28 protein-coding genes are annotated in these 24,597 nt (G+C 53.9%); 15 read left to right on the top strand and 13 right to left on the bottom strand.

All coding sequences use genetic code 11. From position 1 onward, the window contains the following. Nucleotides 1-64 precede the first annotated feature (64 nt). The 3 genes from IEW12_RS02675 (at nt 65) to IEW12_RS02665 (ending at nt 1,887) form a co-directional block, all read left to right on the top strand. Nucleotides 65-820, top strand: a complete 756-nt coding sequence (locus IEW12_RS02675; protein WP_229750876.1) for a 2-keto-4-pentenoate hydratase — start codon at nt 65-67, stop codon at nt 818-820. 301 nt (nt 821-1,121) lie between these two features. Next, nucleotides 1,122-1,472 (top strand): hypothetical protein, encoded by a 351-nt coding sequence (locus IEW12_RS02670; protein WP_188564431.1) that lies wholly within the window; start codon nt 1,122-1,124, stop codon nt 1,470-1,472. 55 nt (nt 1,473-1,527) lie between these two features. Further along, on the top strand, nt 1,528-1,887 hold the full coding sequence (locus tag IEW12_RS02665; protein WP_188564430.1) for a DUF6794 domain-containing protein: 360 nt from the start codon (nt 1,528-1,530) through the stop codon (nt 1,885-1,887). Nucleotides 1,888-1,950: 63 nt separating this feature from the next. On the opposite strand, the gene IEW12_RS02660 is transcribed toward IEW12_RS02665, so the two are convergent. From IEW12_RS02660 to IEW12_RS02650, 3 genes are read right to left on the bottom strand one after another with little or no spacing between them, the layout of a single operon-like run. Then, complete coding sequence (locus IEW12_RS02660) at nt 1,951-2,772, bottom strand: anti-sigma factor family protein (RefSeq protein WP_188564429.1); 822 nt, start codon at nt 2,770-2,772, stop codon at nt 1,951-1,953. After that, nucleotides 2,769-3,287, bottom strand: a complete 519-nt coding sequence (locus IEW12_RS02655) for an RNA polymerase sigma factor (RefSeq protein ID WP_371874510.1) — start codon at nt 3,285-3,287, stop codon at nt 2,769-2,771. Before IEW12_RS02655 ends, IEW12_RS02660 begins: the two co-directional genes overlap by 4 nt. A 35-nt stretch (nt 3,288-3,322) precedes the next feature. Continuing rightward, nucleotides 3,323-3,700, bottom strand: a complete 378-nt coding sequence (locus IEW12_RS02650) for a COG4315 family predicted lipoprotein (protein WP_188564427.1) — start codon at nt 3,698-3,700, stop codon at nt 3,323-3,325. Nucleotides 3,701-3,939: 239 nt separating this feature from the next. Here IEW12_RS02650 and IEW12_RS02645 point away from each other — a divergent pair, with 239 nt between their 5' ends. Continuing rightward, complete coding sequence (locus IEW12_RS02645; protein WP_188564426.1) at nt 3,940-4,446, top strand: hypothetical protein; 507 nt, start codon at nt 3,940-3,942, stop codon at nt 4,444-4,446. 60 nt (nt 4,447-4,506) lie between these two features. Here the strand turns inward: IEW12_RS02645 and IEW12_RS02640 are convergent, their stop codons facing one another. After that, nucleotides 4,507-4,908, bottom strand: a complete 402-nt coding sequence (locus IEW12_RS02640; protein WP_188564425.1) for a DUF1842 domain-containing protein — start codon at nt 4,906-4,908, stop codon at nt 4,507-4,509. A gap of 11 nt (nt 4,909-4,919) precedes the next feature. Further along, complete coding sequence (locus IEW12_RS02635; RefSeq protein ID WP_188564424.1) at nt 4,920-5,393, bottom strand: DUF1842 domain-containing protein; 474 nt, start codon at nt 5,391-5,393, stop codon at nt 4,920-4,922. 272 nt (nt 5,394-5,665) lie between these two features. Here IEW12_RS02635 and IEW12_RS02630 point away from each other — a divergent pair, with 272 nt between their 5' ends. Continuing rightward, entirely contained in the window at nt 5,666-7,288 is a 1,623-nt protein-coding gene (locus IEW12_RS02630; RefSeq protein ID WP_188564423.1) for a sigma 54-interacting transcriptional regulator, read from the top strand. 52 nt (nt 7,289-7,340) lie between these two features. Here the strand turns inward: IEW12_RS02630 and IEW12_RS02625 are convergent, their stop codons facing one another. Then, a complete protein-coding gene (locus IEW12_RS02625; RefSeq protein ID WP_188564422.1) occupies nt 7,341-8,213 on the bottom strand; it encodes an undecaprenyl-diphosphate phosphatase in 873 nt (290 codons plus the stop codon). Nucleotides 8,214-8,576: 363 nt separating this feature from the next. Between IEW12_RS02625 and IEW12_RS02620 the strand changes: the two genes are divergently transcribed. After that, nucleotides 8,577-9,218, top strand: coding sequence for an ABC transporter ATP-binding protein (locus IEW12_RS02620; RefSeq protein WP_188564421.1), 642 nt, complete (start codon nt 8,577-8,579; stop codon nt 9,216-9,218). Continuing rightward, nucleotides 9,215-10,006 (top strand): ABC transporter permease, encoded by a 792-nt coding sequence (locus IEW12_RS02615; RefSeq protein WP_188564420.1) that lies wholly within the window; start codon nt 9,215-9,217, stop codon nt 10,004-10,006. The genes IEW12_RS02620 and IEW12_RS02615 overlap by 4 nt, the downstream gene beginning before the upstream one ends. 33 nt (nt 10,007-10,039) lie before the next feature. Here the strand turns inward: IEW12_RS02615 and IEW12_RS02610 are convergent, their stop codons facing one another. Then, nucleotides 10,040-10,267 carry a hypothetical protein gene (locus IEW12_RS02610; RefSeq protein ID WP_188564419.1) on the bottom strand — a complete coding sequence of 76 codons (228 nt, stop codon included), beginning with the start codon at nt 10,265-10,267 and terminating at the stop codon, nt 10,040-10,042. 236 nt (nt 10,268-10,503) lie between these two features. After that, nucleotides 10,504-13,230, bottom strand: a complete 2,727-nt coding sequence (locus IEW12_RS02605) for a bifunctional diguanylate cyclase/phosphodiesterase (protein WP_229750875.1) — start codon at nt 13,228-13,230, stop codon at nt 10,504-10,506. Between the two features lie 216 nt (nt 13,231-13,446). Here IEW12_RS02605 and IEW12_RS02600 point away from each other — a divergent pair, with 216 nt between their 5' ends. Then, the gene (locus tag IEW12_RS02600; protein ID WP_188564418.1) at nt 13,447-13,911 is read left to right on the top strand and encodes a hypothetical protein; all 465 of its coding nucleotides are present in this window, start codon (nt 13,447-13,449) and stop codon (nt 13,909-13,911) included. A 57-nt stretch (nt 13,912-13,968) separates the two neighbouring features. Further along, nucleotides 13,969-14,619 (top strand): CDP-alcohol phosphatidyltransferase family protein, encoded by a 651-nt coding sequence (locus IEW12_RS02595; RefSeq protein WP_229750874.1) that lies wholly within the window; start codon nt 13,969-13,971, stop codon nt 14,617-14,619. 56 nt (nt 14,620-14,675) lie between these two features. Here the strand turns inward: IEW12_RS02595 and IEW12_RS02590 are convergent, their stop codons facing one another. From IEW12_RS02590 to IEW12_RS02570, 5 genes are all read right to left on the bottom strand, one after another. Beyond that, nucleotides 14,676-15,140, bottom strand: coding sequence for a ProQ/FINO family protein (locus IEW12_RS02590; protein ID WP_188564417.1), 465 nt, complete (start codon nt 15,138-15,140; stop codon nt 14,676-14,678). Between the two features lie 114 nt (nt 15,141-15,254). After that, on the bottom strand, nt 15,255-15,704 hold the full coding sequence (locus IEW12_RS02585) for a hypothetical protein (RefSeq protein ID WP_188564416.1): 450 nt from the start codon (nt 15,702-15,704) through the stop codon (nt 15,255-15,257). A 26-nt stretch (nt 15,705-15,730) separates the two neighbouring features. After that, nucleotides 15,731-16,480 (bottom strand): hypothetical protein, encoded by a 750-nt coding sequence (locus tag IEW12_RS02580; RefSeq protein WP_188564415.1) that lies wholly within the window; start codon nt 16,478-16,480, stop codon nt 15,731-15,733. A 118-nt stretch (nt 16,481-16,598) separates the two neighbouring features. After that, nucleotides 16,599-17,675: an SMI1/KNR4 family protein gene (locus IEW12_RS02575; protein WP_188564414.1), complete on the bottom strand. Its 1,077-nt coding sequence runs from the start codon at nt 17,673-17,675 to the stop codon at nt 16,599-16,601. A 202-nt stretch (nt 17,676-17,877) separates the two neighbouring features. Next, on the bottom strand, nt 17,878-18,399 hold the full coding sequence (locus tag IEW12_RS02570; protein ID WP_188564413.1) for a MarR family winged helix-turn-helix transcriptional regulator: 522 nt from the start codon (nt 18,397-18,399) through the stop codon (nt 17,878-17,880). 159 nt (nt 18,400-18,558) lie between these two features. Between IEW12_RS02570 and IEW12_RS02565 the strand changes: the two genes are divergently transcribed. The 6 genes from IEW12_RS02565 (at nt 18,559) to IEW12_RS02540 (ending at nt 24,354) form a co-directional block, all read left to right on the top strand. Next, a complete protein-coding gene (locus tag IEW12_RS02565; protein ID WP_188564412.1) occupies nt 18,559-19,938 on the top strand; it encodes a chloride channel protein in 1,380 nt (459 codons plus the stop codon). A gap of 338 nt (nt 19,939-20,276) precedes the next feature. After that, on the top strand, nt 20,277-21,476 hold the full coding sequence (locus IEW12_RS02560; RefSeq protein ID WP_188564411.1) for a cation:proton antiporter: 1,200 nt from the start codon (nt 20,277-20,279) through the stop codon (nt 21,474-21,476). An 11-nt stretch (nt 21,477-21,487) separates the two neighbouring features. Continuing rightward, nucleotides 21,488-22,606 carry a YbdK family carboxylate-amine ligase gene (locus IEW12_RS02555; RefSeq protein ID WP_188564410.1) on the top strand — a complete coding sequence of 373 codons (1,119 nt, stop codon included), beginning with the start codon at nt 21,488-21,490 and terminating at the stop codon, nt 22,604-22,606. Nucleotides 22,607-22,628: 22 nt separating this feature from the next. Then, a complete protein-coding gene (locus tag IEW12_RS02550; protein ID WP_188564409.1) occupies nt 22,629-23,672 on the top strand; it encodes a gamma-glutamyl-gamma-aminobutyrate hydrolase family protein in 1,044 nt (347 codons plus the stop codon). A gap of 102 nt (nt 23,673-23,774) precedes the next feature. Next, on the top strand, nt 23,775-23,999 hold the full coding sequence (locus tag IEW12_RS02545) for a hypothetical protein (RefSeq protein ID WP_188564408.1): 225 nt from the start codon (nt 23,775-23,777) through the stop codon (nt 23,997-23,999). Nucleotides 24,000-24,093: 94 nt separating this feature from the next. Further along, nucleotides 24,094-24,354, top strand: coding sequence for a hypothetical protein (locus IEW12_RS02540; protein ID WP_188564407.1), 261 nt, complete (start codon nt 24,094-24,096; stop codon nt 24,352-24,354). Nucleotides 24,355-24,597 lie beyond the last annotated feature (243 nt).

The following is a 24,597-nucleotide window of genomic DNA, read 5'->3' as shown; positions in this document are numbered from 1 at the left end:
TATCGCTTCGCAGCAGCGCATTTTCCTCCTATTGCAATTAGCCATTCCAGAAATGAAAGCACCTATGCACACTCCAAGAAATCTGGCCGCCGCGCAACTGCTACTGGAGGCCAGACGCAGCGGCACCTTGCTCGCGACCCTGGACGATGATGCCATGCCGCAAGATGCGGCGGATGCCTATGCGATCCAGGATATTGTGACGAGCTCACTGGGTGAGACTGGCGGCTGGAAAGTCGGCGCCCGCGGGCCGGGTATGCAGGCCAATTGTGCTGCTTTGCCGCGCAGCCTGATTCATGAGTCGCCGGTGCCGATCTCCGCTGCTGGAAGGGGGCGTTGCGCAGTGGAAGCGGAGATCGCGTTATTGCTGAAGCAGGATTTGCCTCTCAAGTCCTCCGCGTATACCCGCGCCGAAGTGATAGCAGCGGTCGCCTCGCTGCATCCCACATTGGAGGTGGTCTCTTCGCGCTTTTCGTCAACGCAATCCAATCCGCTGGCAGGCCTTGCCGACAGCTTGAGCAATGAGGCTTTGGTGGTAGGCCCGGGGCGAACCACGGATATTGAGATTGATCAGACGCTGCAGGCGGTGGAGCTGTATTTCGATGTGGAGCAGGTGGTAGCAGCAACGGGAGGCAATCCGGTTGGCGACATCTGGGAGCTGGTGACCTGGCTTGCCAATCACGCGGCAATGCGTTGCGGAGGGCTGCGCAGCGGACAGATTATCACTACCGGTTCTTGCACCGGATTGACCTATGCCAAACCAGGCACGAGGGTCAAAGCGGTATTTCCAGGACTGGGCGTTGTTGAGTTGCTGGTGGAGTAATGCTGAATAAATCCGATCAACAAATTTATCGAACCCGGATTTGATTGCTGGATGAACGTCGGGGCTAAGGCCCCCTGTAAGATTTACAAAATTCTCTGATCGGGATGCTTGCATGCTAATGACAAATAATTAAAACAGGGGCAGAATGCGTGCTCTGCCTAAGAGCTTACAATGGCTTGTTTCCACCTGGAAATGTAATGCCGGCGCGGGTTTTGAGTTTTTTCAGTTAAGCGGGGGGAAGCCTCTCTTTTGCAGAACAACGGGCCTGGATAATCAGGAATGTTCGGAGTAGCATCAAGGCATGGAAGACAAGATGGCGGGTGAGATTTATATTGCAAGAAAGCAGCACGACACAAACGACAATCACATCTGCCTTGAAGAATGGTTATCCGCCTGTAGCACCGATCCTTCGCTGCGCGTGGTGAGCGAGTTGTCCGCGGTGAATCCGGCGACGGGCGAAGCGGAACAGGTGGCAAGCAATGGCTGTGCTTTTTACATGCACCCGGTTCAGGGCAGCTTGTATGTGTTTGAATACGTGCATGGAAAAATCGCGGCGCGTTACGATCAGCAGGTGCTGCTGAAAGCCAGGGAACTGGCATCCCGTTTGGGAGCTATATTGCACGATGAGCGAGGCCTGGAAATCCTCGCATAAACTTGAGAAAGCGGTGCAAGGCCGCTTTCTGTGGTCCGACTTCTGGGGAGGCTACATGCATACAATAAAAACGATCGCCGAAACAATGACGGCGCTACTGGTTCCGTTTACTCCCGATGTGCTTTCCCGACGGCCCGATGTGCTGCCGCAGAGCCGTTGGCCTGCAAGCATGGAAGACACCGTCGACAGCCTGTTGTCGCGCATGTCGGCGCAAGACAAGGCAATGGTGAAGGCCACCAAGAGGGAAGACCTGATGATCTTTCATCATGGCTGGGCGCACGGCATACGCCGCTACTATGGGCTGGAGAGCGGCAATGATGCCTTGCTTACCGCAGCCTGCGGCCAGCAAGCTGACGCCGATCGCGCAGCCATGCTGATCGTCGAAGCGGTGTGGACGGAATTGCAGCACAGTTGAAGCAACTGCAGGCTCGGTCTGACGCGTCATCCAGTGCTGGATGTGTGGCTATTTGCTATTTGCCTATTTGGCCTGCAACTGATCGTAGACGCTGCCTGCGATGCGAGATAGCTCTGGCTTGGCTATGCTGCCCGACATGGCATAGCCGAACTTTCCGTCTATCCAGTAAAAGACATTGACCTGGCCTTCCTGCGCGAAGCGGAAACCGGTGTCGTGGTTTTCGCTATTTTCGGTCGCTACATACAAAGTAAGCCGCTGGCCGGATGCGTCGTTATACATGAACTGCGCTACCGGGCCATTATTGCCCGGCAAGAGCCTGCCGCCGATTAATTCATAGCCCAATGCCCCCAGCTTGGGTGGGTGCAGGCTGGTTCCCAGCCGTTTTGACAGCCATGCCACCAGATGCGCCTCCTGGTCTACACCCACCTCTACCGGATGCCTGACTTCGGGGCTGAATACAATATGCGCAATGGCTGCCTGCTGCGGCAGGGCGCTGAGTAATTGCATTGGATGGGCTGTGACTGCCAGCGCATCTGCCGCTGGCGTGGATTGCCAGCCATGCAGCGTCCATCCAGCAATGCCGCCGGCAAATGCCAGCAAGACGCTGGCGGCAATGCGCTGCAGGGACCATGGAGAAAACTGCCTGGCTCCAGGGTTGTGCGATGCGCCATGCTCCGGCTGTTGCAGCGAAGCAGGAACAGCTTCTTCCAGCACAGGATCAAACAGCTCGCGCAGCGCGGCATTTTGTTCGCGATAAATCCTTACCAGCTCTGCATCCTCAGGCGTGGCTTGCAGCCATGCCTCGACCTGCTGCCGTTTGGCTGCGGGTAACAAGCCATCAACGTAGGCATGCAGTTCAGCTTCGGTAATCGGTTCAGGCTTCATTTGACGACTTTCAGCGCTACGGCAGATGCCGGGGCCGCGGCGCGACCCTGCATCAGTACTCTTAATTTTTCCCTGCCACGCGCCAGGCGCGACATGACGGTGCCGATAGGGATGTCCAGTGTGTTTGCCACTTCCTCATACGACATTTGCTCCAGCGCCACCAGCAGCAATACTGCGCGCTGATCGCCTGGCAGTAACTGGAGGGCGCCGTGCAGGTCGCGCACTTCCAGCTGGTCGCTCTGGCTGGCACGCACTGCTTGCGCGAATGCGTCCTCATCCATGGCAACGGTGGCCAGGGCCGGTTTGCGTACCTGGTTCACATGCAGGTTGTGCATGATGCCGAACAACCATGCGCGCATGTCGCTGCCGTTGCGCCACAGCGCCAGCTTGTTCCATGCACGCTCCAGCGTATCCTGCACCAGGTCGTCCGCTTGCGCATGGTCGCTGACCAGCGCCCGCGCATAACGGCGCAGGCGCGGGATGCACGCAATCAACAGATGATCTTGTTCCGGCAAGTTTTCCATTCAGACGGCCTGGCCTTGAATCATGCTTAGTTTTTCACCACGTGCCAGATGTCCTTGAAATTGTCACCGGCGCGGTCTCCGGCCTTCTTGTCAGGAGTGTACATGTATAAAGGCTTGCCTTTGAAGGCCCATTGCTTGCCGCCGTCATCACGCGTAATTACGCTGTAGTCGCCGTTGTCCTTGGCGCCTGCAGATGCCATCAGGGGCGGCCACAGGCCAGCGCAGGGACCATTGCATGCGCTCTTCCCGCTACCGGCCGCATCCTTGTCGAAAGTGTATAAAGTCATGCCGGAATCGCTGACGAGAATATCCCCGGTTTTTTTAACGGGAGCTTCTTGCGCAAAAGCAGCACTGGTGGCCAGGCAGGATGAAAGCAGGGCGACAAGCAGGGAAATTTTTTTCATGGTGGCTCCGGTAAGGTGATTGATGGACTTGCATGAACGTAAACAGAACCGGGCACCGGTTTATTCCATGTTGCTTAAAATAATTTCGCCAGCAAAATTTTACGCTTTATTACATTTTAGATATCTGGAATTTCGTTCGGAAGCATCTATAGTACAAATAGGTACTATTGGATGGACGTATTCATAGCGCCGCTTTGAGACTTGCGCAGTACCCAGTGTTTATCTAGCGATTTATTATCATGCCTATTTCCGGTATTGGATCCAGCTATCCTGACAGCAGTGGGGTGTCCGCCTATCCCTCTACTACGGCTGTCGACGCCGGAAGTAGCGCGGCGGTTGCCCAGCAAGAAGCCAATGTTGTGCTGACTGAGGACTCCAGCGTGATTGCAGCACTGTCCGGAGGGAGTGGTAGCGCTGCTTTGACTTATGCGCCTACGGGCTTGCTCAGCGGCAACCTGTCTGTGGATACGAATTTGGCGAGCGATCCTTATGCATGGCTGCAAGCCAACGGGAGTAATTCAGATTCTGTCTTGCAGGATGCCGTGGACAAGGAGATTGTTGCCACGCTGTCGGCCAAATCTATTGGAGCGGGTGTCTATAATGCGACGGGCGTACTGGAAAGCCTGCCTTTTTCTCGCGTAACCGACTTGGGCAGCTTGCTGCGCTACAACCCCAATCTGTCGTCTATTCTGATCGGCAATTCGTATAATCAGGGAATCATAGAAAGCCTGAACATCATCGCCTGATTATCTTCTCTGATTATCATCGCCTGGTTTTTGCGGCTTTGCCCGCGCATGTTCTTACCTTCATCTCCCCAGCCATTTGTCATCCTGTCTTACCAGTGCATCGTCGATTTTTCTGGAAAAAAGATGATAGTCGGCCCTGCCTGCTTTCCAATCCGGTGTAAGCCTCATTTTGAGCAACAGCGCGGAGTCGCGCAATGGAATGGTCCTGGGATTGCCGACGAGGTTGACCTGCAGCGCCTGCTCGCCACCCTCACCATCCCGGCCACATTGCCTTGCTAGTTCGCTATATCCGCCGTCCAGTTCCAGGTCGAACTGGACCGGGCCCCGCTGTACATGGCAAATCCCGCGGATTCTTTTCAGCATGGTGTCCACGCAGAGTTCCAGTTTCAGGCTGGAGCCGAATTCGCTGCTGCTTTCGAGCAGGTAGGATGCCTGGAAGCTGGCTGGCGCCTGACGTGTCATGGCAGCGCCCATCACTCGACGAAATTCAGGTCGAAAGCGGCGGGCAGGTAGGCGCCGAATGCGCGCCCATAGGTGCAGCGCAGATATTCCTGCAGTTGCCCCAGAGCTGCCTGCTTGAGTTGCCTGGTTGGTTCCAGCAGCACAGGCACGTCGGGTATTACATGATGCTGAAAGCGAAAACTGGCATTGCCGTCTTTCCAGTCCGCAGTGACGAGCATATGCAAATTGAATTCAGTTTTGAGCGCGTCGGCCGCAGGCAGGTCGGCCTCTAGTTCTACCGCCACCAGCTTGCCTGTGGCATTGGGAATGCTGATCGCTTCAAAACTGCCGGTAACAGGCAGGCCGGATTGGGTTCCTTGCTGCATGACCAGGCAATGGCCGCGTATACTGTGGTTATGGCTGTCGACGGACAGGTTCAGTTGCAGCATCGGGCCGATGGCAGCCGGATCTCCGAGTATGTATGAGACGAAAAACAAGCCGGTCATGATGGCGTCCTTGGCTATTGAGCTGGTTCAGGTAGGCCGGAGCAATCCGGTCGCTGTGCTTGTATAGTCAAATTGCATGCCAGCTAAAAAAGCCGGGATTGCTGTAAAAAAGCACCCGGGATTGGCTTTAGGTGGGCATGTTTGTGTAAAAAAAGCCGCTTTTACATGTCAATGGCGTTCGCTGCCGGTGTAAAAGGGGAACATTGCTTGAAGTGCAAGCATCAGTAGACGATAATCTGCTATGCCTTCGATTCCATCTCAGTGAGCAGTTTGTGAGCGACAATACCGAATACACCTTGACCTCGCGTTTGCCTGCATTGCAGCGCAATAGCGGCCCCATGCTGGGCCTGACTATCCTGTGGCATCCAGAGATGGACAGGGTCGGTGAGCAATTCATGGGGCCGGCAGGCGAGGGTGTTGTTGAATTGAGCCGCTCCTTTCCCTTTTTTCATCAGCCGGGCAAAGGGGGCGTGGCTCTAGGGCATCGCTGCATTGCACGCGCGCCGCTCACAATCAGGCGCAATGCGCTGGATACGGTAGAAATCATTGCTGCAGAGAGCCTGATGGAGGTGGAGGTTAATGGCAGCCCTCTGGTTTCCTCATTGAGCTTGTCGCGCGAAGAAGTGGACAAAGGCGTTGTCCTGGCGCTGGGCGGGGTCGTGCTGGTGTGCATACACTGGATGCGCAATGCACCCAAAGCCAACGGCATGGACGGTTTGCTGGGCGTCAGCAGCGCGGCGATCACCATGCGCGATCAGATACGGCAGGTGGCCCAGACTGATTTGACGGTGCTGTTGCTGGGCGAGACCGGTACCGGCAAGGAAGTGGCTGCGCGTGCCGTGCATGCCTCCAGCAAATGCAAGGACGGCCCCATGGTTGCGGTGAATATGGCGGCGCTGAATGAATCGCTGGCGGCAGCCGATCTGTTTGGCGCAGTCAAAGGAGCTTATACCGGGGCACAGAATTCGCGTGCCGGCTTGTTTGCGGAGGCGGACGGCGGCACGCTATTCCTGGATGAGATTGGCGACACCCCGGTGACCGTGCAGCCCATGCTGCTGCGCGTGCTGGAGACTGGTGACTACCGGCCATTGGGCGCGCGTGCAGACCAGCGCTCCAGCGCCCGGCTGATTGCTGCGACTGATCAGGATCTCGACGCGCGTGCTTTTAACCAGGCCTTGCTGCGCCGATTGGAAGCCTTCGTCATCCATGTGCCCGCCCTGCGTGAGAGACGTGAGGATATCGGCCTGCTGATTGCACACTTCCTAAGACAATGGACCGCGCAGACGGGCGTTCAGGTGGAATTGCCCATGCCTTTCATCAGTGAGATGTGCAACGACGACTGGCCCGGTAATATACGCCAATTGGCGCAGGTACTGCGCCGCGCGGTGATGGTGGCGAGTGCCGGCGACGTGCCGGTGCTGGCGGATTTTGTGCGTAGCCATAAGGTCAGTTCAGCCCATCGCACTGCTAGTAGCGCGCAGCGAAGCATGAGCCGGGAAGGTAGTGCCGAGCCTGTGCATGCTGCTACGGCAAAGGCGATTAGCCCTGCCAGCAATGAGCCGGTGGCCGACCTTGCTTCACTGATTCCCGCTGAAGAGGCGGTACGCAAACCCAGGCTGTCTGAATTGACGCACGAAGATATTCTTTCCGCGATGGAGAGCAATGCCTGGCGCATCAGCAACGCCGCCCAGCAACTGGGGATTTCGCGCCCGACCATGTATAAGCTGTTGGAAAACCATCCACAGATACGGTGGGCCGAGGCTATTCCACAAGATGAAATAAGGCAGGCGCTGCAGGATCATGCCGGAGACCTGGACCGTTGTGCATCCACATTGAAAACGCCGAGCGAAGCTTTGCGTCGGCAATTGCGGGTACTGAGGCTGATCAACAACTAAGGCGGGGTGGCGCTCTGCTGCCACCCCCGCCACCCCTGTCAGCCAGTGTCTCTTAGTGTAGAAAGCCCATATACACGGCGCCGATCAGGAATATGCCCATTGCTGCGCGGTAGATCACGAAAGGCCAGGTCGAGAATTTTTCCAGGAAGCGCATCAGACCCCAGATCGCGCAGAATGCCGAGATACTTGCGATAACCAGTCCAAAACCCAGCAGTTTCCAGGCCTCCAGTGGAATATGCGCGTGATACAGAACCCACAGTTCTTTCAGGCCCGCCAGCGCAATGGCCGGCAAACCCAGCAAGAAAGAAAAACGCGCGGCTTCATCTCGCTTCATGTTCAGGAACAGGGCGGCCGTCAAGGTCGAGCCGGAGCGGGATACGCCAGGTATCAGTGCTCCGACCTGGGCAATGCCGACGATCAGCGCATCGCGCAAACGCATCTCCTGCATGCTGCGCAGGTGGCGGCAACTGAATTCCGCGATTGCCAGCAATACTGCCATTGCCAGCGACGAGATGCCGATGACGGTCAGGCTGCGCAAAGGCGAATTGCAGGCATTCAGTACAGATGACAAGGCCAGCCCGGCGATGCCGATAGGGATGGTCGCCAGTATGATCGCGACTGCCAGCCGGAAAGAGTGGTGGTCAAAATCACGGGTGCGAATGGCTGTGCTGCTGCCGACGATCACGCCACGTACATCGCGCCAGAAATAGCTGACGACGGCGGCCAGCGCTGCCAGTTGCATTGCTGCCGAAAACGCGGAGCCCGGATCGTTCCAGCCTAATATGGCAGGGATGATACGCATATGCGCGGTGGAAGAAATGGGCAGCAACTCGGTGATCCCTTGCACGACGCCGAGAATGGCAATTTGTAGATAATCCAGTGAAGCAAAGCCTATATCCAGGCCGCCGGGGCAAGAAATGGACACGTGATCTCCCGTTGTTGAATAAGTAAAAATTTGATCCGGCAGAAATATAACATTGCAAATGCCGGATAGGTGTATCAAATCGTTATGATTATTTTTAATTCTTATTTGGCGAGATCAGCCTGGTTTATCGCGAGAAGAATGTAAATTAAAAAATTTAAAACTGTGTCATAAGCGCGTCATAGTTGATGCGCATAATGGCGACACTCTCCCAATTACTCCCTAAGGAATTGGATTTAGCCCGCAGCCTGAACACCTGCGGGCTTTTTTTTTGCCCATGCGGTAATGGAGGGTGACTTGGGCATGGCATCCTTGGTTTCCCTTTACAATCATGTATGGACATCAAGTTTATAGGGACCAGCATCCATGCCGCCTGACAAAGATACTTCGCACGCTGTGCAGAGCCAGCCATTGCTGCGCCTATTGGCGCTGCAGTCCAGCCACCGCGGCCCGTTTTCGCTGGAACTCGCTGCCGGTGAATGCACATCCATTATGGGTGCATCGGGCTCCGGCAAGAGTGTATTGCTACGCATGATCGCTGACCTGGATCCGCATGCCGGCCAAGTGTATCTGGAGGATACCGCCCGTGACGCGATGCCGGCGCCGGAATGGCGGCGCAAGGTGGTGTATCAGGCGGCGGAGCCTGCCTGGTGGGAGCCGAGTGCAGCAGCGCATTTTTCCGCTGAAGACTTGCCTGCGGTGCTAGGTATGATGGAGCAACTCGGCCTGGAGCCGGCTTTGCTGGAATCGGATGTGACGCGCCTGTCAACCGGACAAAGGCAGCGGCTGGCGCTGATACGCTCGCTGGCATGCGAACCTCGCGTGTTGTTGCTGGATGAGCCGACTGCAGCCTTGGATCAGGCGTCCATCCTGGCGGTGGAAAAGCTGCTGCATCAGCGCATGGAGCAAGGGCTCGCCGTCATCTGGGTTACGCATTCTGACGAGCAGGCTGGTCGTGTCAGCGGGCGGCGCTTTGAAATTCGCGAAAGACAGTTGCACGCGCTATGAAACCTATCCATCTCGATACGCTTGATATTTGCCTGGCGTCTTTGCTGGTATTGCTGGACGTGGCGATTTCCATAGCCTTGGGCTTGCGCCTGCATAAGCAGGTGTTGCTGGCGGCGGTGCGAATGGTCGTGCAACTGCTGCTGGTGGGCTTTGTATTGAGGATTGTATTTAGCCTGAGTTCGCCTGCGATGACATTGGCGATTGTGATGCTGATGATTTTGGCAGCGGCCCGCGAAGTTGCGGGCAGGCCTTCCCAGCGGCTGTATGGCTGGGCTAATTTCAGGATAGGGGCGATCGTTGTTGGAGTATCGGGGATGGCAACGGTGTTGCTGGCGCTGCTGACCGCGATCCGGCCTGAGCCCTGGTACGATCCGCGTTATGCGATCCCCTTGATGGGTATTGTGCTGGGCAGCGTACTGAACTCCGCCAGCCTGGGCCTGGACGTATTCTTTAGCGGCATAGTAAAGGGGCGGTCCGAGATAGAAGGGCGGCTGGCGCTGGGGGCAACCCGCAGCCAGGCGCTGGCGCCGCTGATGCGCGATGCGATTCGCAAAGGTTTGATTCCTATCATCAACCAGATGTCCGCGGCAGGCATCATTACCTTGCCGGGCATTATGACAGGGCAGATATTGGCCGGCATGGACCCTGTTGAGGCAGTGAAATACCAGATATTGCTGATGTTCCTGCTTACCGGTGCCGGTGGATTGGCGGCGGTAGGCGCCGTATATCTTGCCGCCCGGGCTGTGACGGACGAACGACACCGTCTGCGGCTGGACCGCATGCAGTAAGCCTCTGGGCTTGTGTGGAAGAGGGTAGTGGGCTTAGTGTCGGTTGCGGCGTCGGGCAGGTTCGGATAAAACCCGTTGCGCTACGGTATGACTGACGCCTTCAGCCTGCAGGAATTCCAGTGCGCAAACGGTGCCGACGGAATATTGCAGAGATATGCCTTTTTCTACGGTTTTTTCGGTGGCCAGGTCATGGCGCTGTACAGAGCCGGGAGATTCCGTCCCTGTGACTGCCTGCATGGGCTTTCGCTGTATGCCGAACATGGTGACTCCTGACAGAATGACTTTGAAAAAAGGGGATTTTTTCTTGAGGTGATTCTTTCACTGCGGCTCCATTTCGGAGTTGTGTGCATCATATCGGGCATTGCATTCAAAAGCGAATGCATATAATTCATCAATTCTTGCCCGCAGATAGGCAGCCTGTTTCCCTATCGGGGATTTTATTGCCACATGGAACTGTACTTGCGGTTGCCGGCTATTTCTTTGCTGATAGACCGATTTTAGGCTGCAGTTAATAAAGTGGCATCACTGCTTAAATCATCAGGTAGTAGCAATAATTTTTGCATCAGCGCAGGTATTTGCTCTGCGGGAACAGGGCGAGAGATAAAATATCCCTGTATTTCATCGCAGTTGAGTTCCCTCAGCAGGGCTAGTTGCGCATTGCTCTCTACCCCCTCGGCAACGACTGTCATATCCAGTGCATGGGCCATTGAAACGATGGCCTTGAAGAAAATTTTTCCCTCTGCAGATTTATCCAGTTCATTGGTAAATACCCGGTCTATTTTCAGGATATCCATATCCAGCCGCTGCAGTTGCGATAAGGAGGAATAACCGGTGCCGAAGTCATCTACCAGCAACTTGATGCCCAGCGCCCGTATGGCTGCCAGTTCTTCCATGATGGCATTGTCTTCTCCCATCATGGAGGACTCCGTGATTTCGACTTCCAGCAAGTCTGCGCGTACATTGTATTTGCGGAGGCAATCGCTGAGCTTTTGATGCAGCTTGCCGGCATGAAATTGCTTGGCCGATACATTAATGGAGACCGGCAGCTCAGGCAATTGCATTGCCTTCCACGCCGCAATCTGCGCGCAGGCCTTTTCCATCACCATATCGCCCAGGCGCAGGATCAAGCCTGTGTTTTCCGCTATGGGAATAAATTCAGCGGGTGATACCAGGCCGCGTTCGGGATGTATCCAGCGCACCAGTGCTTCCATGCTGGCCATTTCACCGCTCAGCGTATCGACGCGCGGCTGGTAGTGCAGTACAAACTGGTTTTGCTCCAGTGCCTGCATCAGTGCCTGTTCCAGTTCAAAGCGTGCCCGCAGCCTTGCATACAGTTCTGGTCGGAAGAAGTCGTAGTCGCCTTTGCCGGCGGCCTTGACGGAATACATCGCGATATCGGCATTCTTCAGCAGCGTCTCACTGTCTTCGCCATCGCGCGGAAACATGCTGATGCCGATTGATGCGCCAATCTGGTGTTTTTCTCCCGCCCACCAGAATGGTTGCTGGAAGGCCTCTGCAATTCTTTCTGCAACCCGGGCGGGCTTGCTGTCCCGTTCTACCGGTTGCAGGATGACGACAAACTCGTCACCGCCCAAACGGATCACATTGTCGGTAGGCCGTAGCACCGACTGCAGGCGAGATGCGACCGATTTCAGCATATTGTCGCCGGCTGCATGGCCTTGTGTATCGTTCACATTTTTAAAGCCATCCAGGTCAATGAACAGCAGGGCGAGTTTATGCTGTCCGGCGCTCGCTTTGCTAATGGCATCGGGCAAAAAATTCAGCAGCCAGTGGCGGTTATGCAGGCCGGTCAGTCCGTCATGATTGGCCAATAGCTCCAGCTCGCGCTCATTCTCTTTCTTTACGCTGATGTCTTGTATGGTGACGGCTAGGCCGGATCCCGAGCGCACCAGGCGCCTGCGCGCCCATGCCATGTTCAGACCGCTTTCTTTTGAGAGCTGGTATTCGTCTTCATAGAAGCCGGTTTCCATGGCCTTTGAATAGATGGCAAGCAGCACCTTGAAGTAGGCCTCACCTTGCAGCGACGATAGCTTGACGTCTATTAGCTCCTCGCGATTGAGACCAAAGAACTCGGCCCCTCGCGCATTGCAATCGATGAACTGGAAATCGATAATTTGCCCCTGCAAATCGCGCAACGCGTTCATCATATAGAAGCCGTCGTCCGTGCCTTCGGTTGCCAGCCTGTAGGTGTCCCTGACTTCCCGGGCCTGGTGCTTGCGCCACGAAAGGCGGGCCGACATGATGCTGGCGACCAGCGCGAAGAGAAGCAGAAAGACACTGCCTGCAATCGTGTAGCGCCTGGTGCTGCTCCAGTCATTGCGATGCGTGCTCAATAGTTCTTCCTCGGACAAGCCGACGATGGCAATCAGAGGATAGGCACGCAGGTTTTGCCAGCCGACATAGCGCGACTGCCTATCGCTAAAATGATTGCTCCCTTCAACGCGAAGGGAGCCATTGTCTGCATCCAGGACCAGCTCGCTGATAAATGCCTGGCCGCCAGGATCGTTGATTTGATCTCCTATGCGCGAGGTACCGATCTTGTTTTTTTCGCCGAGGACAGCCAACAAACCATTTTTGCCCAGGCTCTGCTCATCGTAAAAGGTGGATAAATATGCTGCTTCGACAGAGAGGACGACGATGCCGTCAAAGGCATCCTCTTCTCTTTCCAACCGGCGTGTGAAATGTACCAGTCTTTTCTCTTCAGCGGCGCCGGTTTCTGGCATGGCGACCCTCAGGGCGCTGGAGTTATTGTTTCTATGGAAGTTGAATTGTTCAGCAAGCGCTTTGTCTTGCCAGCGCCCATTGGTCGAGGTAGACGTGATGGGCTTGCCATCGCGGCCCAAGATGGAAACCACTGCGAACTGGGATGCGGTGAACAGGCCGCGTTGGCGCAGGTCTTCCAGTCTCAGGTGGCCGTGTGAATTTTCCCAGTCATATTTGACGTGCATGCTGATCTGGTCAATTTGCTCGGTAGTGCGGGTCAGGTATTGCGCATAAGCGCGCGATAGCGTGGCGGCATCTTTCAGCGCACTGTCTTTTAGCAGCCGCTTGTCTTCTTTGATCGTGGATAAAGTCTGCCCCCATAGCAAGGCTGCGAGCGCTGCGCAGAGCAAGGGCCAGACGAGGATGAAGCCCAGGTTTTCCTTGAGAAAAGCAAAATTCTTTAGCTGTCCCATTGATGGGAGAGTTATATTTTTTCTCATACAGTGCAGTTCGGCGATACGAGGAAAATTGCGATAAGGAAATGTGGGCATAGGCTATCACGTTTTCCTCTTGCTGTTGTCGGCAAACACTATTTGTCATAGAACTGTCATGGAGATCAGCCATTCGATGCTCATAAGTTGACTACCGAACAAAGCCCGGCGAATTCGCGGCATACACTTTTGCCATTATGACCAGCAAGGCAAAGGAGAGATATCATGCGACACTTAGACAGGCAGCGCGGACCACAGTTTTCATCCCCACATTCAGTACATGCAACGGTACTGTGGGGCGTGATTTTATTGGCAATATTGTTGTTGGTGGCAGGTGCTGCTGCGGCGGCACCTGTATCCGGCAAGCTGGCTGATGCACAAGCGAACTATCAGCGCGAGCGGGCTATCTGCCTGAGCGGGCAATCCAACCAGGACAAGGCAACCTGCCTGAAAGAGGCGGGGGCAGCACTGCAGGATGCAAAAAATGGGCGGCTCTACGAAGTCGATCGCAGTGATTACCAGCGCAACGCCTTGCAACGTTGCCAGCAACAAGTGAGCGCCGACGACAAAGCCGCATGTGAGCGCCGCATACTTGGTGAGGGCGAAAAATCAGGTAGCGTTGCTGCAGGCGGTATCTTGAGGGAGTACAAGGAAGTGATTCCCGTACCAGCAGGAACTCCGGTTCAATAGCCTCAGAATCAGCCTGTAAAGGTAAGATGCTGGTTTATTTCAATGACAGGAGCGAGTATGTCCGCGAATGACGCAAGCCACCCTAAAGCCAGGCATTTTTCTATGATCCGCGGATTTCATCTCGCGGATTTTTTTACGCTGGGAAATGCCGCATGCGGCGTGGCTGCCGTATTCTTATCCATGCTATATATGTCCCGCCCGGCTGGTGATGCAAAATCGCTTTTTTACCTGGCGGCCATCATGGCGCCAGCGGCATTCTTGTTTGACGTGCTGGATGGTAGGATCGCCCGCTGGCGTCGCCAGCATTCAGCCATGGGGCGGGAGCTTGATTCACTTGCGGATGTAATCTCGTTTGGTCTGGCACCGGCATCGCTGGCCTTTGCCGCCGGCATGCAGGGCGGCTGGGACTGGATATGCCTGATTTATTTTGTATGCTGCGGCGTGAGCCGCCTGGCGCGATACAACGTGACGGCAGAGAGCCTGTCTGCAGGCGCGGACAAGGTGGCTTATTTTGAGGGTACGCCGATACCAACCAGTGTCGTGCTGACCGGCATATTGGCTTTTGCTGCGTGGAAAGATCAGTTAGGCGAGGTAATGCTAGGAGGGGTCTGGCAGATTGCCGGGATAGGCTTGCATCCGCTGGCTTTACTCTTTGTAGTGTCCGGGTCGCTGATGATCAGCAAGACCTTCCGGATTCCCAAATTCTAATTTGATTGCTGATGGATGCCTGCTATGCCGGGCATCCATCGTTTTATATTGCTACTTTATTTCTTGGCGAATTTTGCGGCCAGCTGCTGCAGTTTCTCTCCGCGCTTGCGCTCGGCATCTTCTTCTTCCTTGGCTTTGCGTTCTGCGTTGGCTTTCGCTTTTTGTTCCGCGAATCTGGCCTTGCGCACTTCGGCTTCTTTCTTTGCGCGCTCTTTCAGCATCAAGACCGCGTGATTGCGATGCTCGTCTGTCACCGCTTCGCCGGCATTGCCTTCCAGATCGAACCTGTTGGTCGCCTTGGCCATCACATGCATGTAGCGCGGTGATTTGGTATGTAAGCCCAAAGCGATGCGCAGGACCTTACGATCCAGCTCCGGCAGTTTTGCCAGGATTTGCTTGTCTATCCCTATCGCCAGCGGCAATGTATCGCGAAAGGCGACAAAATCGCTTTGCAATTGTTTAAGCAGCGCGCGGGCAAGATGCACAGGGCTAGGAGCGGTACCGGTTTCTTTCGTATTCATTGACAAAACAGCAAACGGGGTTAATTAAGGTGCGTAGCATATCACGGACAGCGTCTAACTTCGAATTTAGCGTACGCAGTTGTTGCAGAGGCTTAATATGGGGCGTCGATGTGCTTATATGCCGGATGTGATGGGAGAAGGCCGGCCTATGCCTAGCATCCATAACATGGCAGCGCAGGCAATTGCGGCCAGGCAGCCGGCAAAAGCATCGCCTAGCGCCATGCCTGATGACATTCCCAGAGCTGCCCCCGCCAGCAAACCCAGCAAACCCGAGATGAACAATGCCTGAGAAAAATTCAGGGCGTGGCCTTTTCTCAGGCCATACAGGCATACCGCATAGGCATAACCGACCACCGTGCCGGGCACCAGGCAGGCAGTAAAAGTGGAGGGCCAGTACATCGTCAGCACAAAAACATAGTCGCTGAGATGGGGAAGGGGAACTGCTGCCGTAGCGCGCAGGATGGCGTCCTGCGCAATCAGAATGCACAGGGCAAAAACAGGCCCCATCAGCACAAAATACAGAGTGATGCTGAAAAAGCGAACCGCGGTCTTTAAAGTGGACATGCTCAGGCTGTTCTATGCGGCGGCGATCAGGAGGCCTTGGCTGAGCCAGCCTTGAGTTGTTCCATCGCAGCCTTGATACGCTCAGGTTTGACTAGGTTGGCTGGCAAGGTGTCTTCGTAGGTACCAAAACAGCACATGTTGCCGTATTGCGCGAACGAGTACTGGCCTATGGTCGCGCTATCGGCCGCCAAATCCGGTGGGAGGGGATGCGGCACGCGCGCCTGCATGACGTGGCTCTTGATCAGATAGTCCACTTCGCGGACGGCAAAGCTGCTGTCGTCAGACAGGGCTTCTTTGGCGGCCCAGATGGCGTTGAGCTTGATTTTTCCTTTTACTATCGCAAAGGCGGCGACATACACCAATGTGCCGGTCCAGCTTCTGCAGAAATAGAGGTGTTGCTGGTAGAGGTAAATGTCCCATTTCTGTTCCATTTTGTCGGCCTTGTACAGCATGCCGTCGCGTACTTGTTCGCCGGGATATTCGAGTGAACTTTTGACTTCCACCGCATTCGGCGGCAACTGGCCGGCATAGCTGCTACCGATAATCTCACGTAAGGAAGCAAATTTTTTCGCCACTGCAGGATCCGCTGCCTCGGCTTTCATCGCGCGCACGAAGGACAGGCAATCATAGCCATCAACGATGAAGGGATTTGCCTCGTCAGTGCGGGAAAGCTGACGGACCTCAAATTGGGGCGTATTCTGCTGCTCTGCGGGGGACTGAATAGCTGCTGCAGGCTGGGCCTTGCCTGCAACCGCCTGTATTAACTTCTTAAACAAATGAATCTCCGTTGTACCGCCTTACGGCGGAATAAAGGAGTAGTTTAACAAATTACCTAGTCGGAGGCGCTAATTTGCCCGCCGGCTCTTGAAACTGGCAAGTTACGTTGAGCCTGGCTCAGGCTGATGCCTGGTTTTTCAGCCCGAAATTAAGATTCTGTTGCGAAATAATTTCCCCATCTCGTGAATAGCTCAGCTGACAGCGTGCTTTTTGTTTGCCTTGATCCTTTTGAGTGATATCTACGCTGATCTTGAGCGTGTAATCGGCGGTCACGCCTATTTCTATGCTCGCGGGAGCCTGATTTGAGAAGACCTGTTTTGGAGAACCCAGTAGCTGGTTGGATACCAGATCTCGGATTTCAGATGCAAGGACATAGTTTCCCGCTGCATCTGCCGACGGTTGCAAGTCTAGCTGCATGCCCAAGCGCGCGGGAACTGCTTCTTCAGCAAATAGCAATGGTGTGATGAAAGAGCTGACGATGGTCAGAGAAATGAGGTTTGTTTTTAGCAGAGCTTCCTTTGAAGAGGGCAGGGAAGGCGGCATCATCTTAGGAATGCAAAGATGCGATATGCGCCAATTTATCTGCGGCTGCAACTCCTTTATCCACTCATGATAGTGACTGTAGGTTTTTTCTTCATCGTCATAATACCAACTGTCCTCATCAACAGACCATCCTAGCAGCCTCATCTGACGTTCTACCATCGCAAGAAATCCGGTAAACGAAGAGGCGAGGACCCGCTTTTCATGTTCGTCGCAGCCGAAGATGATGACTTGGCCCATCGTACCTTTGATGTCGGGATCAAGATCCAGTCCGATATGGTTGCCGCCATGGTCCTTTGTGAAAGCTATCCACTTTGGGTTGGTATACATGGGTTTGACATAGCCTTCCGGAATTGAGCACATGCCGAAAGTATTATCTTCAGTGGAAGTTTCTTCTTCAGTCTCGCACCAGCCATCCCACACGTCTTTAATTTCTGCAATGCTGAGCAAGGGCATCTCGAAAATAAGGCCGTCCTCTCGCGCTTGTCCATCGTGGATGGATAAATATTCTTTGAAATCTGCCGGCAAGCCAACACCCAGATGCTGCTCCAACGCATCCAATTCTTCATTACTTGCGCCGGGGTTGAGTTGCATCAGATGCAATGAGTTTTTGTCGGCGAACAATTGTTTGATGGCGTTCAAGTGTTGTTTCATCGGCGCTTCCATTTGTGCTTGAGAAGGGATAATTGGAGTAATTTTTGTTGTGGTATTGGAAATAATTTTGCCTTATATTTGATAATTTGTCATCTTATCTGTTGGCAATTTTTGCTTGGAGATAAAAAAAGCCTCCGAAAAATCGGAGGCTGGAAAAGGCCGGTGACGGCCTTACTCTTGCCGAGTTATTGACTTGTACAAGCTACATGGTAAAGGGAAGGGGCAGCATGCCGAAGCCCTCGTCCAATACATCAATACTATCCAGCAGTCCTTGCAAACCCAGATCCAACTGGGAGAGTTTCTCTTCCGGCATCTGCAGCAGCGCTTCCGGTAGCAGGCCACGTGCTGGCGTAGGTGCTTGCATCAAAGTGCCCGAGCCTTCCTTCGTCAGCTTTACTTTTACTACCCGCTGATCCTTGTTGTCTCTGGTCTTGACGACATAGCCGCGTTTTTCCAATGTATCCAGCAGATTGCTGGCAGTGGTTTGATGGATGGCCAGCTTGTTCGCCAGTTCGCCCACTCGCAGGCTGGTATTTTCATGCAGTTCCTGCATGATCCACAATTGCGCGCCGCTGACGCCGCACTGTTTTTCTATCCATAAAGAATGCCGTTGCGCCGCGCGTATGACGACGCGTAGCTTTTTTAGTATTTCGAGGCGCGGAGCTATATTGCCACCACCTTCTTTTGTTGAAGCTTGCGCTGTCGGAGTGTTCTTTTTTGTCATGATGTTTGCCTTATGAAAGCATGCTAGCATAATTATATTTGTACAAATATAGTTTGATGAAATATAATTTGCTTGAATGTATTTCTTTGCGGCCGAGGAGCAGATGTTGTTCACTTTGCCGACTTTTTGCCGGTCAGCGGCTATCAGCCGTCACTATCCATGCCAATCTCCGAGAATGATCAGGTAGCCAGCAGTTTATCGATAGGTGAAGTGCTTCGTCTAAAAGTCGTCCATTTTTGGCACAGAGGGGCCGCATGGGTCCTGGGGCCTGTGCTGGTTGGACTGGCTGCAGTGGGGCTTGCGATGGGCAGCGAGTATGCGAATAGGCTGAATCGCCAGATCACCGAAGCGGCTCCTTGGTCACCCTTGCTGTTTATGCCGGCTGGATTTGCCTTGCTGGCCTACTGCTGCAACCGTTTCTTTCCGGGCTCGCAGGGAAGCGGGATTCCGCAGACTATTGCAGCGATGGATGTCAGCGGCGACGAGAAACGAAGCAGTTTATTGTCGATGAAGATTGCCGCGGGAAAGATCGTGTCGACTTTGGGCGGCCTCTGCATGGGTGCGTCAATCGGCAGGGAGGGGCCAACGGTGCAGATTGGCGCGTCCATCATGCACATGTTTTATGGATGGGGGCCATTCCAGACAGCAGCAATGCGGCGCATCCTGATCCTCGCTGGCGGCGCGGCCGGGATTGCTGCTGCCTTCAATACGCCGCTGGCTGGCATCATGTTTGCGATTGAAGAATTGAGCAAGAAGCATGTGTTTAACGCAAACAGCTCTACACTGGTAACTGTCATTGTCTCTGGATTGATTTCGCTGTCCTTGCTGGGTAACTATACTTATTTTGGGTCCAGCGGCGCTTTTTTGGACTGGCATACCGGGGTGGCCGCAGTCTTGTCGTGTGGCATAGTGGGAGGCGTGGGAGGTGGCATATTCAGTAAATTGCTGACTGCCAGCAGCTTTAATCTGCCGCCGCGCCTGGCAGCACTCACCAAAAACAGGCGCGTGTTATACGCTGCTGTATGTGGATTGTTTGTTGCGATCTTGGGGGTATGCACCCAAGGACTGGTGTTTGGCACCGGATATGCTCCCACCCGGCTGACTCTGGAAGATAGCGGTGTCTTGCCGTGGTATTTTGGCCTGGCAAAATTGTTGGCTACCCTGGCGTCTTCAATGAGTGGCATTGTCGGCGGTATCTTCGCTCCGTCTTTGGCCGTGGGGGCAGGCTTGGGGGACAATCTTGCCGATCTGTTTCCATCATTGGCAACACATAGTGCAGTCGTGCTGCTGGTCATGGCGTCTTATTTATCCGGCGTGACCCGGGCACCGGTGACTTCTTTCATCATCATGATGGAGATGACCGACAGCCACCAGATGTTGCTGCCTCTGATGGCGGCATCGGTGATTGCCAGCGGGGCATCAAAACTGATTTGTCCGACTGCCTTATACCATGCGCTGGCGCACAAATTCCTGCCCTTGCCGCAGCGGCTACAGGGAGAGGGGAAATCGGCGCAAGGGGAGCTGAATCCGGAAAAATGAAAGCTTTGCTTGATGATTGTTTTTTTAGATTTCTTATTTGCCGAGCTTGCTAATAGCCGCTTGCGCGAATATCTTCTTTGCACCGGCTTTATGCTGGCGGCATTCTTGGTAAGCCAGGACGCACTGTGTTGATAGGGGAGCACACCTAAGCAGCACTATGATATTTCCCCTAAAAGCGTCGTTAGTTACCGCACATACAATATCAACCGATTATTGATACTCTTGCCATCATATTTTCAGTAATCCTGCTGAAGTTTTTATCGGTCACCATACTCTTGTAGGAGGTATAGGCTCTTGCGAATCTTATTGACAGTTACCGACGCGATTGGCGGCAAAAAATGATTCCACACACTATTTTTCCTGTCATGCCCGAGGCCTTGAATACCTTGACGGCGATAGGATTCATTTTGGTGGCGGGCATACTCGGCGCACGGCTTATGACGCGCTTATTGCCTGTGCCCGCCATCACCAGTTACGTGCTGACCGGCCTGCTGATAGGACCGGCTGGATTAAACCTGTTTAACGCTGCCGCACTAGATAGCCTCGCTCCTCTTATTGATCTGACTCTCGGGCTGGTGGTGTTTGAGCTTGGCCGCCGCATTGACTACAAATGGCTGGTGAAAGAAAAATGGCTGCTGGTGACCGGCATCCTGATCAGCGTGGGAATATTCTTTGCGCTGTATCTGTTGTTGACTAGCATGGGTGTGCATCACATGGTCGCAAGTATGGCGGCTGCGATCGGCATGGCCAGTTCTCCGGCGGTTGCACTCAATATCGTGCATGAGCTGAAAGCAGAGGGACAAGTCAGCGAGCGCATGCTGAATATCATTGCCATCAATAATTCGCTGGCGTTTATTGTTTTCACGATGAGCTTGTCTGCATTGCACCTGGAATACAGCAGCGACTGGCGTATTCTGGTTTTCCATCCCCTGTTTTTGGTGTTGGGTTCCGGTTTGCTGGGCTGGGTTGCCGGCAGGCTGGTGATCTATATCAGCGAGTGGCTGGGCAGGGAGCATCAGAGCCAGCGCATTATCCTGTTTGCGCTGATTGCAGCAACAGTGGGCGCAGCAAGCATGCTCAATCTATCTGCCATGATCGCACTCCTCGTGTTTGGCATCACCAGTCGCCACCGCGACAGGGGATATGCGATTGTAGAACCGGATTTTAGCCAGTTCAGCGGTTTGCTGTATGCGATCCTGTTTGTGAGCGCCGGAGCTCAACTGGAATTGCTGCATCTGCGTGAATACTGGCTGATAGTTGCCGGCTTTGTTGGAGTGCGGCTGGTGATCAGTGTGATCTTTGGCGCAGCTATGGCACCGATGAACGGTCTTGCGGTGCGCCGGGGCGCCTTGCTGGGGCTGAGTCTGCTGCCTATGTCCGGCGTGGCGCTTGTGCTGGTAAAGAATGCGACAGTACTGTACCCGGAATTTGGTGCACAGTTGTCGGCGTTGCTATTGTCCGTGCTTGCCATATTGGAAATTGCCGGACCGGTTTGCGTTCGTTTTGCCTTGATACTTTCAGGCGAAGCAAAAAATTGAAGGAGTTGCCTGTGCTGGAATTTACATCATCAACACCTTTGACGATGGGGGTGGAGCTGGAGTTGCAGATTGTGAACCGACGCGATTTTAATTTGACGCGTGGTTCCAGTGACCTGCTGGCCTTGATCAACAAAAAGCCGCATGGCTATGACATCAAACCGGAAATTACCGAGAGCATGATAGAGATTGCGACCTCGGTGCATACCGACCACCAGGAAATGCTGGCAGAGTTGAAAGCGATGCGTACATTGATGGTGGCCGCTGCAGAAAAGACTAATCTGGGCCTGGCAGGCGGTGGCGCCCACCCTTTTCAGCACTGGGACGACCAGCGCATTTATCCCTCTGAACGCTATGCATTGGTATCTGAGCTATATGGCTACCTGGCCAAGCAATTTACCGTATATGGTCAGCATATTCATATCGGTTGTGTGAATGGAGATGAAGGGATACGGCTGGTGCACTTGCTGGCGCGCTATATCCCACACTTCATCGCACTATCTGCATCGTCGCCGTTTTATCAGGGCGTGGATACCAGTTTTCAATCGTCACGATTGACCAGCATTAATGCCTTTCCGCTGAGTGGATATATGCCATTTGTTAGTGATTGGGAGGGGTTCAACCGGTATTTTCAGACGATGAAGGATCTCGGCATTGTCGCCAGCATGAAGGACTTTTATTGGGATATACGGCCCAAGCCAGAGTACGGCACGATAGAAATACGGGTGTGCGACACGCCGCTGGAGATAGAAACTGCGGTGGCTTTGGCTGCCTACGCACAGACACTGTGCAAGTATCTGCTGGACCATAGGGAGCTGATGCCGAACCAGGATGTTTATCTGACATACACCTATAACCGATTCCAGTCTTGCCGTTTCGGATTGAAGGGAAACGTGATCAATCCTTTGGGAGAAAATTCCCAGGTGACGATCAAGGAAGACATTCTGCAAACCCTGATGATGCTGACCGAAACTGCGCAGGAACTGGGTACCGCTGACGCTCTGAGATTGCTGACCAACCGGCTGCTGGAGCGCCAGTCTGATGCTGACTGGCTGCGAGATACCTATGGCAAGGGCGGCTCCTTGAGTGAAGTGGTGCGGCAGCAAAGCCAGATGTGGATGGCAACGCAATAGGCGTGTCTATAGAAAGAAAATTATGTCAACTGATGATCCTTTACCGCCGGCGCGAGCCGATACAGGGGAACAAAAAGCGATTCCAGCAGATCCGGCAGCGATAGCGCGAGTTCCGTCGGAGCCTCTTGTTGCAAATGCCTCGATTGAAGCCGAACCGGAGTCCAAACCCGAACGTAGCCAGGGCCTGCCGGCGTACCAGGCGATGGACGAATCTCCCTGGACACATACCTTGAAATTGTTGTCGGCACGCTTCAAGGCGATGTCGGACAAGGCGTTGCGACGCATGACGCAGCGAACCCTGAAGATAGGCGTGTCTGCTCGCATCTTTCATCCGGAGGCCGACGGCACAGGCTTACGCAGCAAGACCTTGCAATACCTGGAAGAGTCGATTGCGCAATGGGTCATGTCGCGAGATGTGCTGGTATTCATGATACCTACGGTGAATACTAATGGTTTGCTCCACCCCAGTAACATCCGCTTGCGTGACTATGCGAAGCACCTTGACGGCCTTGTGCTGCAGGGCGGGGCTGATGTATCCCCTCAAAGTTATGCTGAGGCAGTAACGCGGCCAGAATGGAATGGCGACCGTGCACGTGACATGTATGAACTGGAGTTATTGCATGAATTTATTGAAGCGGATAAACCGGTTTTGGGCATTTGCCGCGGATGCCAGCTGATCAACGTCGGTTTTGGCGGCACCTTGTATCAGGATATCGCCAGCAATGTGCCTGCCGCGATTTCACATGTGAATGATATGTATGACAGGAATTACCATGAGGTCCAGTTTACGAAGGGATCTACACTTGGAAAGATGTTTGCATCAAAACCTGTTGCATTGGTCAATTCCATTCATCATCAGGCCGTAAAAACCCTGGGGCGAGATCTTGTGGTGGAGGCGGTATCGCACACTGATCAAATCGTTGAGGCAATTCGCTACAAAAAAGCCAGCTTTGTGATGGGGCTGCAATGGCATCCAGAGTTTCACCGCGCTGGCAGCCAGGATCTGCTGGATTGCACACCTATACTAGATAGTTTTCTACGGGCTGCGCGAGAGACGAGATTCTAGTGAAACCTTTGTTTCGAGCGTAATGGTATGTGTGTTGTTTCACAGACGGATTTCAGGCCGTCTATTATCGTGATGCCTCATACCTCTATCTTGGAGTAGTTCATGACTATACACACTATCAATCCGGAAATAGTTAAAGAGCAGGATTCATCGCTGGCCACAAAAACCGTCGACGCCGAAGCTCAAAAAAGCGCCCCCATCCGGCCAGCGCAAAAGGATGGCAGTGCCCCTGCTGAAAAAGCAGCAGAGACTGCGAGTGCAAAACGTTTTAGCCGCGATGTGGGAAAAAAATTGCCTCCTGATGTTGGTAGCCAGGAACCGATCTGAGCTTTGATGTCAGGCGCATAGTGCGTTTGCGTACAGACCTTGCAAAGGACAACCGCTAGCATCTTGCTCATGTAGAGACAAGGAGCTATCTATCATGTTGAAATCAAAAGAGAAGAAAAATACTGAAGCGCCCACAAATGGACGCATGTCTGATTCATTGGTCGCCGGCGAGGAAATGTCCGTTCCTTCTACGCTGGAAGATGAGGCGCTGATTGCGGATTTTGATAAAGCTAAGCTTGAGCAGGACGTGCAAGGTTTGAATGAAGACTCTGTTGCTACGGAGCGGGAAGCTTCGCTTAATAGAGACGAACCTGATATGGCGCTGGATAAATTGGATCCGGTTCCACCCAAGTAGGCGATTGTTCGCGCATGTTGTTGGAGACTTATTATGGCTACGCATAAAAATACATCTGATCTCCCAGGAGTATCTGGACGCGTCAAAAAAAATCAGTCACATCCGAAGGAGCGCCCGCAACCTACGCAGCATGAACTCGAACCAAATGAAGATGACCGCTCGCGGGTAGCGGGATTGCCTGCTGATGATGAAGGGCAAAAACAAGCTGGGCCAACAGGAAGGCCGGCTTGAATTCTCTTTCAG

The organism is Parundibacterium terreum (assembly GCF_014636315.1).
GTDB lineage: Bacteria > Pseudomonadota > Gammaproteobacteria > Burkholderiales > Burkholderiaceae_D > Undibacterium > Undibacterium terreum.
The sequence above is the reverse complement of the archived record's forward strand: the minus strand, read 5'-3'. Positions and strand labels throughout refer to the sequence as shown.